At 48.4% G+C, this 15,181-nt stretch carries 12 protein-coding genes; 8 read left to right on the top strand and 4 right to left on the bottom strand.

What is annotated here, in order from left to right; genetic code table 11:
- Positions 1-242 precede the first annotated feature (242 nt).
- The 3 genes from KFF03_RS11305 to KFF03_RS11295 all read left to right on the top strand — a co-directional run bounded on the left by KFF03_RS11305 (position 243) and on the right by KFF03_RS11295 (position 6,215).
- Positions 243-1,967: a ricin-type beta-trefoil lectin domain protein gene (locus KFF03_RS11305; RefSeq protein WP_255857026.1), complete on the top strand. Its 1,725-nt coding sequence runs from the start codon at positions 243-245 to the stop codon at positions 1,965-1,967.
- A 61-nt stretch (positions 1,968-2,028) separates the two neighbouring features.
- Positions 2,029-4,251 carry a ricin-type beta-trefoil lectin domain protein gene (locus tag KFF03_RS11300; protein ID WP_255857025.1) on the top strand — a complete coding sequence of 741 codons (2,223 nt, stop codon included), beginning with the start codon at positions 2,029-2,031 and terminating at the stop codon, positions 4,249-4,251.
- Between the two features lie 101 nt (positions 4,252-4,352).
- A complete protein-coding gene (locus tag KFF03_RS11295; protein WP_255857024.1) occupies positions 4,353-6,215 on the top strand; it encodes a ricin-type beta-trefoil lectin domain protein in 1,863 nt (620 codons plus the stop codon).
- Positions 6,216-6,289: 74 nt separating this feature from the next.
- On the opposite strand, the gene KFF03_RS11290 is transcribed toward KFF03_RS11295, so the two are convergent.
- A complete protein-coding gene (locus tag KFF03_RS11290) occupies positions 6,290-6,910 on the bottom strand; it encodes a phosphoribosyltransferase (protein WP_255857023.1) in 621 nt (206 codons plus the stop codon).
- A gap of 165 nt (positions 6,911-7,075) precedes the next feature.
- On the opposite strand from KFF03_RS11290, the gene KFF03_RS11285 reads away from it, so the two are divergent.
- Positions 7,076-7,648: a phosphoribosyltransferase gene (locus KFF03_RS11285; protein WP_255857022.1), complete on the top strand. Its 573-nt coding sequence runs from the start codon at positions 7,076-7,078 to the stop codon at positions 7,646-7,648.
- Positions 7,649-7,671: 23 nt separating this feature from the next.
- Here KFF03_RS11285 and KFF03_RS11280 read toward each other — a convergent pair whose 3' ends face one another.
- A complete protein-coding gene (locus KFF03_RS11280; RefSeq protein WP_255857021.1) occupies positions 7,672-8,547 on the bottom strand; it encodes a DMT family transporter in 876 nt (291 codons plus the stop codon).
- Positions 8,548-8,641: 94 nt separating this feature from the next.
- On the opposite strand from KFF03_RS11280, the gene KFF03_RS11275 reads away from it, so the two are divergent.
- Together KFF03_RS11275 and KFF03_RS11270 are read left to right on the top strand one after the other, a co-directional pair.
- Positions 8,642-9,424, top strand: a complete 783-nt coding sequence (locus KFF03_RS11275; RefSeq protein ID WP_255857020.1) for a hypothetical protein — start codon at positions 8,642-8,644, stop codon at positions 9,422-9,424.
- A 61-nt stretch (positions 9,425-9,485) separates the two neighbouring features.
- Positions 9,486-11,339 (top strand): VRR-NUC domain-containing protein, encoded by a 1,854-nt coding sequence (locus KFF03_RS11270; protein ID WP_255857019.1) that lies wholly within the window; start codon positions 9,486-9,488, stop codon positions 11,337-11,339.
- On the opposite strand, the gene KFF03_RS11265 is transcribed toward KFF03_RS11270, so the two are convergent.
- Both KFF03_RS11265 and leuA read right to left on the bottom strand, forming a co-directional pair.
- Positions 11,336-11,749 (bottom strand): cyclophilin-like fold protein, encoded by a 414-nt coding sequence (locus KFF03_RS11265; protein ID WP_255857018.1) that lies wholly within the window; start codon positions 11,747-11,749, stop codon positions 11,336-11,338. The genes KFF03_RS11270 and KFF03_RS11265 overlap by 4 nt on opposite strands.
- 195 nt (positions 11,750-11,944) lie before the next feature.
- The gene (gene leuA, locus KFF03_RS11260) at positions 11,945-13,621 is read right to left on the bottom strand and encodes a 2-isopropylmalate synthase (RefSeq protein ID WP_255857017.1); all 1,677 of its coding nucleotides are present in this window, start codon (positions 13,619-13,621) and stop codon (positions 11,945-11,947) included.
- A gap of 143 nt (positions 13,622-13,764) precedes the next feature.
- Between leuA and KFF03_RS11255 the strand changes: the two genes are divergently transcribed.
- Together KFF03_RS11255 and KFF03_RS11250 are read left to right on the top strand one after the other, a co-directional pair.
- A complete protein-coding gene (locus KFF03_RS11255; protein WP_255857016.1) occupies positions 13,765-14,253 on the top strand; it encodes an Lrp/AsnC family transcriptional regulator in 489 nt (162 codons plus the stop codon).
- Between the two features lie 27 nt (positions 14,254-14,280).
- The gene (locus tag KFF03_RS11250) at positions 14,281-15,180 is read left to right on the top strand and encodes a bile acid:sodium symporter family protein (RefSeq protein ID WP_255857015.1); all 900 of its coding nucleotides are present in this window, start codon (positions 14,281-14,283) and stop codon (positions 15,178-15,180) included.
- Position 15,181 lies beyond the last annotated feature (1 nt).

Raw genomic sequence — 15,181 nt, 5'->3', positions numbered from 1 at the left:
GTGAAATTGGTGTGGTAACAGAATGCAGTCAGATGGCCGGTTTAAACAGATTCGCCTCGGACAAAACATTGATATTTTCGGACAGCTGTTGTGTGATTTTTATTCATTATTAAGTATGAGTTTTCGGTAAGTGGCTGGATGTCGCCAAAGGGCAGTGTTTTGTCACATTTGGCCAATGGCGAATAAATCAGAATCTTATAGTGTACGGTTGTCCCAAAATAATAATTAAGCAGGTTCTCACTATGACGGCTTTTCGTCTGTTTATGACTTTCTTGATCGTATCTTTTGCCGCTCAGGCTCAGGCTGAAAGTTACGTTTACCTTACTAACAACACGGCTAAAACATTGGCGCTTGATATTCGTCAGTCGGGTTCGCCGTTGGTGAAAGGTGAGCACTGGTGGCAGCTGGCCACTAGTGTGCCACCTTATGCAACGGTTCGATTTCTCGAAACGAATCGCGATACGGGTATCAAATGGGGTAAAACCTATTATTACGACACAACCGTGACGGCTGAAGACGGCAGCTCTGTCGTTTTGCAGCAAAGGCTGAAAGGCACCTGGAACTTCAGCAATATCTGGCACGGCACCAGCAATTCTCACTGGTACGATGACCGCGGCCTTTATTCAGTTCGTCAGGATTTTGCTGGTAAACCATCGACTGTTGCCTTCAAAGCCGAAAGTGCGCGTGTCAATGGAGATGATATCTATTATGTGATTCACCCGGATGTTGAATCACCAACCCTGGGTTTGTCGAATCAGCTGAATGTATTGGCTTATAACGTTTGGGCGTTATTGCCGGGTCTGGTCGCAAAAGATACCAGTGATCGGTTAACAGAGATCAGCAAACAGCTGGATGGCTACGACGTTATTGTTTTTTCTGAGTTATTCGAAAATAACCGCCGCGAGACATTTCTGGATCGCATTCGGGGTCAATACCCGTACCAGACACAGGTGGTCGACCGCAGTGGAGCCATTGAAGATGGCGGTGTGTTGATTGTCAGCCGTTGGCCAATCGAGCATGAAGATCAGATCACTTTCTCAGATTGTGATGCCGATGATTGCCTGGCTGCGAAAGGCGTGGTGTATGCCCGAATTAATAAAGGGGGCCAGAAATACCATGTCTTTGGCTCACACACCCAAGCCTGGACGGCTGCTGAGAATCAAGCGACACGAGCACAACAGTTCAGCGAAATGAAAGCCTTTATGGATCAGCAAAACATCCCGGCCAGCGATGCTGTGATTATTGCGGGCGATTTAAACGTGGATAAAACCAACTTCCCGGCCGAACATCAGGCGATGTTAAACACACTTAATGCTTCTGAAGTTCAGCAGGTTGCTGGCAGCTATGCTTACACCGCCGATGGTAACGTCAGTGCCTGGACCGACGGCCGGCCTGAGTTTCTTGACTATGTATTAACTTCAAATGCTCATTTGCAACCCCAGCAGGCATCTTCTGATGTGCGTGTACCTCGCAGTATCGATGCCAGTGTATTTACTAAATACGACTTATCGGATCACTTTGCGATCGAAGCTGAACTGACGTTTGATACGCCGGCAGTAGACCCTATGAGTGTGTTATTCCGTCAGTTAAAAGATGGTCGCAGTGGCAAGTGTCTGGATTTTCCGGGTACGTCACCAACCAATGGCTCGGCTGCTGTGATTTACGATTGTGCTGATGTTGACTGGCAAAAGTGGCAATACAACGCGACAACCGGGCTGTTGCGGAATAAAGCGAATCCGGATTTTTGTCTCGATAATAAAGGTCAGCGTTATGCCGGTGGCGGCGTACATATGTGGCAGTGTGTTGAAGGCAGTGTGAATCAACAATGGGACTTTGTTGGCGAATCGCTGCGCCCTCGAGCGAACCAGGGGGTTGCTCTGGATGCCTATGGAACTGACAACAACAGTGCGGTTGGACAGTGGACTGTTCATGGTGGTGAAAACCAAAAATGGTCATGGGGTCGTTAAAAACGCTCCTTAACACTGAATAGATAAATACGAATAACAATAAAAATGTAACAGGAAGGTCATGATGAAAAAAACCTTACTTTCGGTGGCATCCGGATTGATGTTGTCCACTTATGGTCATGCCATGAGTGGTGCTCCGGCCAATGCGGATATCGATAACACCGCCATCGGTAATCATCAGCAAAGCTGGGAATACCGGGCACTGAGTCATCAGAATTTACTGGATAACGCGACACCTTTGTCCCAAGGGTTTCAGGTGATGGCACATAACGCCTATAACAGCAGTGCTTACAGTGCGATTGTTCATATCGACCCGAATCATTCGTTATCCATTACTGAAATGCTGGATCTGGGCGTTCGCACCATTGAAATGGATTATCACTGGGTATGGCAGACAAAAGACCTTCCGGGTGGCAATGCGTTATTGATGTGTCATGCCGGTGATAACGATGTTGGCTGCAGTGGTCTTGAGCGTTATTTGCACGAAGGGGTTGAAGAGGTAAACCGCTGGTTGCGTAAGAACCCGAAAGAAGTCGTGGTGTTGTATTTCCAGGATGACGCCGAAGGTAATGATGGCGAGTTGGTGAAAGCGGTCGCTTCGATTGATGACTTAATCTACAAACAACCTGCAGGCCAGTGCGACAACTTCAGTAATATGGTCAGAACCACCTCTGAAGAAGACGTGCTGAAAGCGGGCAAACAGGTGGTCATCATGGGCAGCAGTTGCTCTAACCGTGGCCCCTGGACCGGCTATTCCTGGAACAGTATCCACAACTGGGTGTCTGGTGGAACCCAGGCGATTCTGGATCGCAGTGAAGCCGATTGTCTTGCGAATAGTAGCATGCAAGATGGCGCTCACCGTATCTGGGAAGACGCCACCAATCTGAGCGCGGCGTTTGGTGATCCGGGTCCTCGTATTGATGCGAATCTGGCTGCCAAGGCAGGACGCTGTGGTATTGGCGCATTAGCACTGGATGAAATTACCATTGGTGATGCGCGTCTGCGTGCGTCTGTCTGGAGCTGGGATAACAACCAACCGGATAACTGGAATAATGAAGACTGTGCTGAGTCCTGGGCCAATGGTCGATTTAACGATCGTGCTTGTGGTGACAGCCTGCGTTTTGCCTGTAAAACCAGCGATGGTAAGAACTGGACGGTTTCAACGGCCAGCAATGCCAATACGCCAGCCAATGGGCAAGCTGCTTGTCAGGCAATGGGCAGTCAGTGGCAATTTGCCGTACCAACCAATAGCCAGCAAAACGAGTGGCTGAAGCAAGCGAAAACGGCTGCGGGTGTTGATCATGTTTGGCTGAGTTATTACGACGATGCGGAAGAAGGCCTTTGGAAAACGCCACAACACAGCGTGGACTATGGTGACGGCACAGTGACTCTGAAAGGCCTGCAACCGGGTCTCAAATACGAGTTCTATATGCGTGCCGTGCAAAATAATTGCGAGTTGCAATGGCAAGGTGGCGATATTGGTGGCGGAGAGCGTAATGCTAAATTCGACTGCCTGAATAAAGGCGACCCAATGATTTTTATTGCGGACGCCCCGGCTTATGTTGATGGTAACGGCAATACTGCTATTCATGGTGTGATTAAGTCCTGGGCCGGTGGTCACTTATGTGGCCTGGAATGGGATGGTTCTGAATCAGGTGGCGAACGCAATGCTAAGTTCGATTGTTCCGGTTCTGCTGATCCATTGACGATAACCAGCACCTCAAATGGTTCAAGTCAGCGTGTTCATATCACTTCTGACAACAATTGTGGCCTTGAGTGGAACGGTGGTGACACGGATGGTAATGGTGAACGTAATGCCAAGTTTGATTGTGCTCCTTCCTGGGATGACATGACGTTATACGGCGTGAAGTTACCGTCTGATTACCGCGAGCTAAAAGTCAAAGGTGTGTGCATGGATGCTAACGCTCAGGACCTGGCAAACCACAAAGATGGTACCAATGTGTTTGTGCATCAGTGCTGGGAGCCTGCTGCCTGGCAGAAATGGTATTACGAGCCACACACTGGGTTTATTCGCAATAAACACAACCCGAATATGTGCCTCGACAGTACTCATGGTAATGACGCTGGCACCAATGTTCAGATGTGGACCTGTGAAGACCATATCAATCTGAAGTGGGACTGGGTTGGCAGTACAATTCGCCCACGTAAGAACCACCAGTTGGCGCTGGATCTGAAAATGGGTGACACCAGCAATGGCCAAACACTTTGGTTATGGCACGCGAACGGTGACGCTGCTCAGAACTTTGTTCCGGGCACAAACTGATCGTTTGCCCATGTGATCGGTATAAAAGCAAAAGCCCGGATGAGTACTCGCTGATCCGGGCTTTGTTTTAAACATCAATTATAAAAACAAATAGGTCTGATATGCGCTTATCCAAACTTATGTTGCTGCCGGTTGTTGCTCTGGCGACCAGCTTGCAAGCCGCGCCGCGAAACTTTGACTTTTTCATCACTGCCGACCCTCAATATGACAACGCTGCGTTTTCCCGGAATGCCGTGGCTGATCGAACGTTATCGGCTGTTGGTAATCAGATTCTGAGTAACCCAGCGCACAGCAAAGGTCTGCTGGTGGCAGGGGATTTAACTCAGAACACTCGCCCCAATGACGAATACAAGTTTTACCTGAATGCCATTGATCCTTTTAAACAGTATGTTTTTGATGGCCAGGGCAATCATGATGAACATGAAGCGGATTGGGTTCAGGCTTCGGGTTGTACTTTTGGTACGTCTTATTGTGTCGATAAAGACCGGATTATTAGCGATATTCGCTCACGAAATCGCAGCACTAAGGTCAATTGGCACTCAGAAGGCAGCGTGTATTCCTGGGACTGGCAAGGCGTGCACTTTATTCAGCTGGGTAACTTTGGGGGTAACCGTAACCACGATGCCAGTTGGGCCAGCTTTGTTGAGCCCTATTCCAGCCTGAACTTCTTGCGTGATGATCTGGCCAGTCGTGTTGGTCCATCTGGCAAGCCTGTGGTGTTGGTGATGCACTATACCTTTGATAGCGATATTGGCGATAACGCCGCCTGGTCAAACCAGCAAGCAGCCGATATGTGGAATGCCCTTGAGGGCTATAACGTTGTGGCGATCTTCAGTGGCCATATTCATTACGGGCAAGGCGGTGGCTGGTACCGCACAACTCAACGTCCAGCGGGTGCCACCAAGGGCCCGGATTCTTTGCCTAACATTGTTGCCGGTGGTGCTTTAAACGGTATTTACGTCAAAGCATCGGTGCGTGATAACAATATGGCAATTGAACGTTACTACGTCGATGACAATAACAATAACGTGCTCATCAATGGCGCCACTCATATTGATATCCAATCTGAAAACGCCGGTTATGCCGAACTGGTGAATGCTCGATCAGGCCAATGCCTGGATCATGATGGTACCAATCCTTATAACGGTGCTGGTGCGATTTCCTGGGGATGTGCGGGTGTCGAGTGGCAGCGCTGGAAGTACGATATCGACACGGGTCTTCTGCATAGTCGAAAAGATTCAGGGTATTGTCTTGATAATGCGGCGCAACGCTACAACGGTGGTCTGGTGCACACCTGGGGGTGTTGGGCGCCGAGTGTGAATCAGCAATGGGACTTTGTGGATGGTTCATTGCGTCCACGAGTGAATCACGCGATCGCATTGGATGCTTATGGTACTGACAATGGTTCTACGGTTGGCCAGTGGGGTGTTCATGGTGGTTCAAACCAAATCTGGTTATGGGGCGAACGTGATCCGGCTTCTGCCATTCCATCACTGCTTCAGACCATGCGTTCGGGTAACCAATACGACATGAAGATCCGTGCCAAAGATAATCACTGCAGCCTGGAATGGGATGGTTCGTTGTCCGGTGGTGAGCGCAATGCTAAATTTGATTGTCGTTCCAATGGTGATGCCATGACCTTTATGGCCAGTAGTCAGCCGCGCCACAACGGTGATGGTACTTATTCCATTGATGGCCGAATCATGACGCACAACGACAGCTGTGGACTGGAGTGGGATGGGTCTTTGTCGCGAGGTGAGCGCAATGCCAAGTTTGATTGCAGTGGTTCTTCAGATCCTCTGACGCTGACGACCACCGGGCTTGGTTCTGCTGAAGTAACAGTTCGCTCAAATAATTGTGGTTTGGAGTGGGATAACTCTGAATCGGGCGGAGAAAGAAACGCTAAGTGGGATTGCTCTCCATCGTATGACACCTTCATTATTTCAGAGCTGCGTATGAAGTAGTGTGCTTTGATCAGTGTTGGGTTCACAAAAAAGCCCGGGCCAGTATTCACTGGCTCGGGCTTTTTTGTGCGGAATTATTCAGAGGTGCCCTTGATGTATTCCGGATGAATCATCGGTGCAACAAAGGCTTTGTGTTCTTCAATTTCCTGCTGAGTCAGGCCATTTAACTCGTAAGGGAACACCAGCCAGTCATTGGTTTGGTGCAGGCAGAAATCCGGGTTGATATCGGTACGGTTATAATCCGGGCGTTGCCACAGCGTTGCCACTTTCACTTGTGACGGCATATTACGTTTCAGTTTGCCCTGTAAGCGATTAATCACTGCCTGAATGTTATGTCCGGTACTGAACACGTCGTCGACAATTAATAAGCCATCATCAACATTCAGGTTTTCGACCAGATATTGAGTGCCATGCACGCGGATCTCTTCCGGTGATTCCATGATGTCCTGATAAGCTGTTTGTCCACGGTAAGACGTACGCAGGGCAATATGGTCAGTTTTAACCCCTAATGTCTGTAAGCATTCTTGAACATAAATGCCAACCGAGCTGCCTCCTCGCCATAAGCCAACAATAAACGTCGGGCGGAAGCCGCTTTCAAAAATCGATACGCCTAAACGAAAGGCATCTTTAATCAGCTCTTCTTCATCGAGAAAACGTTTCGATAACGTGGCAGGAGCATGTTGCGCAGAGGACATAAAGGCGTAAATCCTTGAATCACATTAGCAGTTTGATAACCAGAGAGGTATGATACACGACTGACCATGCGGTCAGCTAATGATTTTTGATATCGGCTGCCGGGCTTGCAACGAACCCCGACTGCGAACTACCCCGACAGCCATTGCAACAGAGAGCAACACACCATGAGCGAAAAACTCTACCTGACAGGGCAAAGTCTGCTGGAGGACTCTTACCGGCTGGCCGAAAAAGTACTGTTAAGTGGCTTTCGTCCAACCTTTATGATCGCTGTTTGGCGGGGTGGTGCTCCGATGGGAATTGCCGTTCAGGAATATCTGGCGTATCACGGCATCGAAACCGACAATATTTCAATCCGCACCGCTTCTTATGCTGCGGGTATTGATCAGCAGGCCAAAACGGTTCAGGTGTTTGGTCTGAATTATCTGGTGAAAAATATCCGCCATGAAGATAGCCTGCTGATTGTTGATGACGTATTCGATACGGGCAAGTCCATCGACGCAATCATTAATGAGCTGACTCGCCGTGCGCGTTTGAATACGCCGCATGATATTCGTGTCGCGGTACCGTATTACAAGCCTGAACGTAACAAAACGGATCGTGTCCCGGATTATTATGTGCATGAGACCAGTTCCTGGTTGAAATATCCGCATTCATTGGAAGGTCTGAGCGCGGAAGAAATTCAGCAAGGGCGCCCTGAGTTGTTTGAAATCATCAAAGACCATCTGCCAGCCGATTAATCACTATCGCCATTCAGGTTATGTTATCGGCAAAACAATGTGCGAACCGCGTTCCAGCGATTGGCCAAAAGTGATGTGAAAATGAGTGCACAACCGAGTAATTGTTGTGTGCTCATGCGCTCGTCAAACCAGAAAGCAGCAATGCTGGCGGTCCATATTGGCTCCAGAATCATGATTACTGCCGCGTGTGCGGGAGATGTCAGCCCCTGAGCATAGGTTTGCAGTAAAAAGCGAGCCGACGTTCCCACAACGACACTCAAGGTTAACCAGAGCCCCATGTTCTGGGTCACTGCTGATGGCCATGTCTCGGTTATCAATGAGAGCGGCAGCGCAATTAAACCAACGATGGAAAGCTGAATTGCACTGAGTGCTAACGCTGGTGTGTTGGCAGCAGCGCGCCCATTTAAAATAAAGGTGACAGCCAATAATGTGGCGGCGATAAAGAAAAACAGCTGGCTGGCTTCCGGGTTGAAGCCATTCTCAAGTGCTAATAACGCCAGTCCGGTGATTGATAGTGGCAGGGCAACCCAGGTTGAAGCGGGTGGTTTATCTCCCCAGAACAGCAAGCATAGTGGTGCAACAAAAACGACAGCCATGCTGGTGATAAAAGAACCTTCCCCCAGGCTGGTGGTATAAAACAGCCCCATAATCCAGCAACTCATGGCCACACCAAAAAATACACCAACCGCAGCGGAAGAGCGCCATTGTTGTGCAGATAATAACCGCAGAGATTGGCTGCCAACGACGGCTAACAACAAACCGGCCAGCAAAAAACGGCTGCCGATAAATAGCAGCGGCGGAAACTCAGCTAATGCCTCTTTAGAAAACATCCAGCTGATAGCGGCCAGTAAGGTAACAATAATCAGAAGTCCATCCGCTTTGGTTGAATGCAGGCTCAAGCTGTTTTACCACCCATAATCGGTTAATATGAAGGCGCTAATTTATTGTCTGGCTGGTCAGCCTGCAAACTGTATTTTTAATAAGGAGTGTTCTATGTGGTTCTCAAAGGAAAATAAACGACTATTGGCTTTTTCCGTTGCCTCCGCTGCTGTTTTGTTATCAGCTTGCGATAACAGTTCATCTGACCCTGAGTCCTCCAGTGATTTTGCTACGAATTCTATCCGTGCCGAATATTCTGTTGTGGTCACTGACGCGGGGGACGGTAAGCACGATTATCGGATGGAAGCTCGTTTTGAGCATGATTCCGACTCCCTGAAACTGGAAGGGGGTGACACGATTAGTGTCGTTAATGGCGAGCAACGTTATTCGTTGACCGAAAATGAAGTACTGGGCACGGTGATTTACTCACATACTGAGAATATCGCAAATAACGTTAAGCCTTCTGAATTAATCTTCTCGCTGGAGCGCGATAGTCAAGAAGATGCGGATGCTTCAGTAATCAATATTCCTGCTTATGTTGAAGCATTGCAGCCCACCTCTGATGAGACGATCTCTCTGTTATTAGGCAAATATATTTTAGTTTGGACTGCCAACGAAAGTGATTCCGCAGGTATGACGATTACTCAGCGTTATCGATGTTCGACTCAGGCTGCAGGCTTAGTATTGGATCGCACTGCAGAAATCACCACGGAAGATGATGGCCAGTATGTGCTGGATATCCAAGCGGTGATTGGTGATGAAGATTATGACCGGGGTTGCACCATGGATTTGACCTTCTCCCGCAAACGAGAAGGGCGCTTGGATGAGGCATTAAAAAGTGGTCTTACTGATGGTTATTATCAAGAAGTTGTCAGTGATGTACGTTTTGAGCCATAAAGACAATTAAGTGAATATCAGCTCTTGCTCATTAATCGTTGTATAACATCAGAGTAGTAATATGGCGATTAATGAACTTCCGACGTTTTATTATCACGATAATTTTCTGCACCTGATTCATCATGTACACAAACTGTATGTCGATATTTTAGATGAAGCAGAACTCGAATTTATCGAGCAGTTTTTAATTTTATCACCTGCAGCTCAGCAGATTTATATTCGCCTGCTGTGCCGTAAAGGCGATTTATTCCGCTTCCGAAAACTGTCGTATTCTGAAATACCTGATATTGCTACAGCACTTGGGGAATTAGCCAAACAACGCTTTATTGGTTGGCTTTATTCTGGCCGTGAGTACGAACATGAAACCCATGAAGTTCTGTCTTTATTTACCAAACCGGAACTGATTCAGTGGGCATTGTCTCTGGATGATGGATTCCAGAAAGCTCAGTTGACGAAGCTGCAACGCGATGAACTGTCAGCGTTGCTTGAACAGCACGTTGAGCAGTCTCCAGAAAGATTGTCTTCTTTAATTCATGACGATGTGCTTTGTTTGTTTGGTGAATTAGAGTTCACCACAATCAAGCTGCTGTACTTTGGTAATTTGCATCAGGACTTTACCGACTTTGTGTTACGTGATCTGGGTATTTATCGTTTTGAAAACTACGTGATCGATACAGAGAGCCGCGGTTTTCAGTCTCGCCAGCAGTTAGATGAGCAGTTGAGCTATTATCAGTTTTCTGATGGATTGCCATTATTAAAGGAAGCTTCAGCAGAGCAGCTGCTTGAGTCTATTCATACGTTGCTGGCGCTGAGAGACAATAGTAAAGATGAGCGTGTGATACGCCGTTTAAATCGCAATGGCTGTGAGTTGATACGTCAATTGGAACGCCTGGGGGAAACAACACAAGCTCTGGCTTTGTATCGCCGGTTTCCACTTCATCCTGCCCGAGAAAGACGGTGTCGGATTTTATGGCAACAACTGCGAAAAAGTCAGGAGAATAAGGTCTTTCCTGTCGCCAGCGAACTGGTTGATGTCATTACGGCCATGCACTCATCACCTTATCATGTGCTGGAGAAACAGTTTGTTACGGGCTTTCTGCCACAGGTTGTTAGGCGCTTTCAACAATTATTGTTAAATGACCTGGCTTCACAGTGTGGGCGTTTGATTCTGCCTTTGAATCAATGGCAGGAAAGTGATTTAACGATCAACAAAGGAGAGGTATGGCAGCAGCATGGAGTAGAAGCGGCTGTTATTGTTGAATTGCAGCAAGGCCATTCACATCATCAACTTCCAGGCGACCAGCAACACAACCAAAAACACCAACAGGGCTGCCAGTACCAAGCCGGAATAGCTTGTCATTTTGAAAATGCGCTGATCTTGAGTGTTTTTGGGTTATTTTATTGGCCCGTTGTTTTTGCACCGATTTCTGGGGCGTTTTATCATGATTTTCATCATGCTCCGGTGGATTTATATGAAACGGATTTCTTGAAAAAGCGTTGGGAGATATACCAACAACTGAACGCAGTGTTTGATCATGATGAAAATCAGGCTCAGTTTAAAACTCAGGTGCTTGAACGTGCTGCTCATAAACTTGGGGTGAGTAATCCGTTCATTTATTGGGGAATTTTTACTGAAGAAAATCAAACGGTAATTGAGCAGGCGCTGGAGCAAATCCCGTTGAAGCACTGGCGGTTATTGTTTGATTATTTATGGATGGATATTAAAAATCATCGTAATGGTTTGCCGGATTTATTGTGGTTGGCTGATAGCCGAAAATGTGGTGATTATGAGTTAATCGAAGTGAAAGGGCCGGGTGATAGTTTGCAGAAAAATCAAAAGGGGTGGCTGGAATATTTTGTACAACAATCTATTCCAGCCAGGGTGCTGTATATCCACGAACTGGCCGATGATTAGCCCGCTTTATCCAGGCCGTCTATCTCTAAACCACTCAGTGCCCAGATATCAACATGAACACGGCTGCCGGGTTTTATCTGTTTGAGTTCTGATACATCATCCAGGGCATCGCCCCAGATATTACAACTACAGGCGAGGCGAGATTCCCCATAGCGGGAAATCGGGGTGGGCCCATAAGCTATCGTAATGGAGCTGCCGTCTGGCCAAAAGCCAATATCTCCCGGTTTCACCACATTGGTCGCCGAATCTTCAAAGCTGACCCTTACCGGACAGTCAAACATCACTTCACTGCCCCAGGTTTGTACCGTTGCACTGAAAGGGATGGCGTTAAGAATGGCTTGGGCCGTTGCTGTGCGCTTCAGAGCAACCCGGATACTTTTGTTATCAAACTGCAGATTCAGAATGGTCATACCGTGAACCTCGCGATTGTTTTGCTTCAGATGACATACCACGCTAGCAAATAACGGTGATACCGTGCCGCATTTTTTTGTGTTATTTCCTGCTTAACAAAACGATAACAAAGTAACCAGATCGGGTGTTTCGTGATAAAAAAAGGCCACCCGATGGATATCTGGCGACCTTCGCTCATAAGTTACTTTAACTGTTCAGGCGGCAATTTGTTGTTCGGCAATGGCTTTGTTTAAACACGACAGAACTGCATTGAGGCTGGCGGCGACTATATCCGAGTCCTGAGACACGGCGGTATACCGTTTGCCGCGAATGGTTGCCTGAATCAGTGCCAGTGCGGAGGCCTCTGAGCCTTGATCCAAAGAGTGCTCATCGAACTGCACCACCTGAATATCAACACCGGTGGCTTTATGGATGCCATCGATAAAGGCGCTGATGGCACCGCTGCCCTGGCCGTGAATCGGCATCAGGTCGTTGGCGTCGGTTAGCGAGGCCTGAACGTGATGCTGATTTCCCTGGCGATCAATCTGGTAGCTGGATAACTGATACTGGCCGTCCTGCTCCATAAAGTGTTGGCGGAAAGTCGACAACACCTGCTGTGGTTCCACTTCGCCTTGTTGCTGCTCGGCTAGTGCCTGAATTGGTTGTGCTAACTCCACCTGCAACCAGCGTGGCAACTCAATGCCTAACTGCTGTTCCAGCAGGTAAGCGGCGCCACCTTTACCGGATTGGCTGTTCACTCGGATCACCGACTGATAGGTACGGCCAAGGTCCTGAGGATCAATCGGCAAATATGCCACATCCCACGGCTCATCCGTGGTTTGTTGTGCCAGGCATTTACGAATGGCGTCCTGATGGCTGCCGGAGAAGGCGGTGTACACTAACTCGCCCAACCACGGGTGGCGTGGGTGTGTTTTGATACTGGTACAGGCTTCCACGGTGGCAATGATATCGTCGGCCTGACTCAGGTCCAGCTGTGGGTCAATGCCCTGGCTGTAGAGGTTCATGGCCATCGTCACGATATCCATATTGCCGGTGCGCTCACCATTACCCAATAAGGTGCCTTCAATCCGGTCGGCGCCAGCCAAAATTGCCAGTTCAGCGGCCGCCACTGCGCAGCCCCGGTCATTATGGGTGTGAATACTGATAATCAGCGCATCGCGCTGGTGTACATGGTCGCAGAAGTATTCAACCTGATCGGCGAATACATTTGGCATGGCGCACTCAACCGTGGCAGGCAGGTTAATAATGGCTTTGTTGGCCGGAGTGGGCTGCCACTGATCAATCACGGCATTACACACCTCAACGGCAAAATCGACTTCCGTCGAAGAGAAGCTTTCTGGGGAATACTGGAATACCCACTCGGTGCGAGGGAATTTCTTCGCTTCGCTCTGTACCTTGCTGGCGCCATGGCGGGCAATGTCGATAATGCCTTGTTTATCTAAGGCGAAGACCTTGTCACGTTGTACCGGAGAGGTGGAATTATAAACGTGAACCACCACCCGGCGGGCTCCGGCCACCGCTTCAAAGGTGCGCTCAATCAACTCATCACGCGCCTGTACTAATACCTGAATGGTGACATCTTCCGGAATCTGATTGGCCTCGATTAACCAGCGGACAAAATCAAAATCCGGCTGTGAGGCTGCAGGAAAACCCACTTCAATTTCTTTAAAGCCCATGTTTACCAGTAAGCGCCACATACGCTGTTTCTGCTCGACGGTCATGGGCTCAATTAAGGCCTGATTACCATCACGCAGATCCACCGAGCACCAGGCTGGCGCCTGCTGAATGGTTTGTGACGGCCAGCGGCGATTCGTTTTCTGAATAGCCGGAAAAGGGCGGTATTTGGCGTGATTAAAAGGCGCAGCAGACATGAAATTTCCTGAAATAACGATAACGTTTGAATATCACCAGTATAAAAAAGCCGGGTTGGAATGAGTTTGCAAAGTGTCTATAGAAAAAGCCTTCTTGAGGAGATATATTGCTCATAATTGTTTTTTTGTGAGCTTTTATTGTTTTGAATAAAGAAACTTTCGACAAAATTGAGCTGGATCGAACGGATAAGCGCATTCTTGAGTTGCTACAGCAGGACGGCAGTCTGAGTAATCTGGATCTGGCTGATAAGGTTGGATTATCGCCATCGCCTTGTTCCCGGAGGGTCAAAGCGCTGGAGGAGAGTGGCCTGATTCAGGGCTATCGCGCTCATCTGGATGCCCGACGTTTAGGATTGAACCTGATGGCGCTGATTAACGTCAGTATGGATCGCCATACCCCGGACCGGTTTGAGAACTTCGAGCAAATATTGCGCGATTGCCCTTCGGTATTGGAGTGTTATCTGATCACTGGCCAGACGGCTGATTATGTGATTAAAGTGCTGGTGGAAGATATGGATGATTTTCAGCAATTTTTATTGGGCACTTTGACGCGGATTGAAGGGGTCTCTGGGGTCCACTCCAGCTTTGTGATGCGTAAGGTGTTGGATCGTACCCAAATCACCATTCGCTGAAATTTTATGATTGTTTAAGGAAAGAACATGGGGCAAGTCTTATTCAACCCTCAAGTGTTATCTCAGGTAGTTTTACCTCTGGCATTGGCCGTCATGATGCTGGTAATGGGTTTGTCACTGCGGCTTGAGCATTTTCGCCGGATACTGCAACAACCCGGGCTGATTGCTTTGGGGCTGGCATTGCAATGGTTTTTATTACCTTTGGTCGCCGTGTTATTGATTGCCGTTCTTAATCTTGCGGTTGAGGTTGCATTAGGATTGATCATCCTGGCAGCTTGTCCGGGGGGCGCGACGTCCAATGTGATCAGTCATCTGAGTGGCGGCGATGCGGCTTTATCGGTCACCCTGACGGCCATTGTGAGTTTGTTGGCTCCGCTGACATTACCCTTGTGGATTTCGTTGATGACGGATGTGTTGGCCATACCCAGTCTGTCGGTGGCTCTGAGTTTTAAGGCTGCAGCTTTGCCCCTGCTGCTGGTCACGGTTATTCCATTGTTGACGGGTATGATGCTGGCCGCACGCTTTCGTGACTGGACAGAGCAACATGCTCCATTGCTGAACCGGCTGAGCTTTTTGTTGTTTTTTGCTCTGGTGGTTACTTTGGCATGGGTCAATGCGAATCGTCTGCCTGAATTATGGTCGACCGTCACCTTGGCGTGTTTAGGGTTATGTCTGATGGTGATGACGCTGTCAGCCTTTCTGACACAAGCTATGTTCTCCAATCGCTGCTATAGCCGGACACTGGCGATTGAAGCCGGGATTCAGAATGCCGGAACAGCGATGTTGATATCGGTGACCTTGTTACAGCGCCCTGAGTTAGCGTTAGTGGCCTTGTTCTACGGCATTTTGATGAATATTCCTGCGTTATTATTAATCTTTTATTCGCAGCTGCGGCAGCCTGTCTATACTGACTTCAGAGAAATCTGAG

The sequence above is a fragment of the Bacterioplanoides sp. SCSIO 12839 genome (genome assembly GCF_024397975.1).
GTDB lineage: Bacteria > Pseudomonadota > Gammaproteobacteria > Pseudomonadales > Oceanobacteraceae > Bacterioplanoides.
Note: the sequence above shows the minus strand (reverse complement) of the source record. Positions and strands in the feature narration are given on the sequence as shown.

Coding starts and splice junctions, on each gene's coding strand:
- KFF03_RS11300 (WP_255857025.1), top strand. CDS start 2,029: ATGATGAAAAAAACCTTACTTTCGGTGGCATCCGGATTGATGTTGTCC.
- KFF03_RS11265 (WP_255857018.1), bottom strand. CDS start 11,749: ATGACCATTCTGAATCTGCAGTTTGATAACAAAAGTATCCGGGTTGCT.
- KFF03_RS11275 (WP_255857020.1), top strand. CDS start 8,642: ATGTGGTTCTCAAAGGAAAATAAACGACTATTGGCTTTTTCCGTTGCC.
- KFF03_RS11285 (WP_255857022.1), top strand. CDS start 7,076: ATGAGCGAAAAACTCTACCTGACAGGGCAAAGTCTGCTGGAGGACTCT.
- leuA (WP_255857017.1), bottom strand. CDS start 13,621: ATGTCTGCTGCGCCTTTTAATCACGCCAAATACCGCCCTTTTCCGGCT.
- KFF03_RS11305 (WP_255857026.1), top strand. CDS start 243: ATGACGGCTTTTCGTCTGTTTATGACTTTCTTGATCGTATCTTTTGCC.
- KFF03_RS11250 (WP_255857015.1), top strand. CDS start 14,281: ATGGGGCAAGTCTTATTCAACCCTCAAGTGTTATCTCAGGTAGTTTTA.
- KFF03_RS11270 (WP_255857019.1), top strand. CDS start 9,486: ATGGCGATTAATGAACTTCCGACGTTTTATTATCACGATAATTTTCTG.
- KFF03_RS11295 (WP_255857024.1), top strand. CDS start 4,353: ATGCGCTTATCCAAACTTATGTTGCTGCCGGTTGTTGCTCTGGCGACC.
- KFF03_RS11290 (WP_255857023.1), bottom strand. CDS start 6,910: ATGTCCTCTGCGCAACATGCTCCTGCCACGTTATCGAAACGTTTTCTC.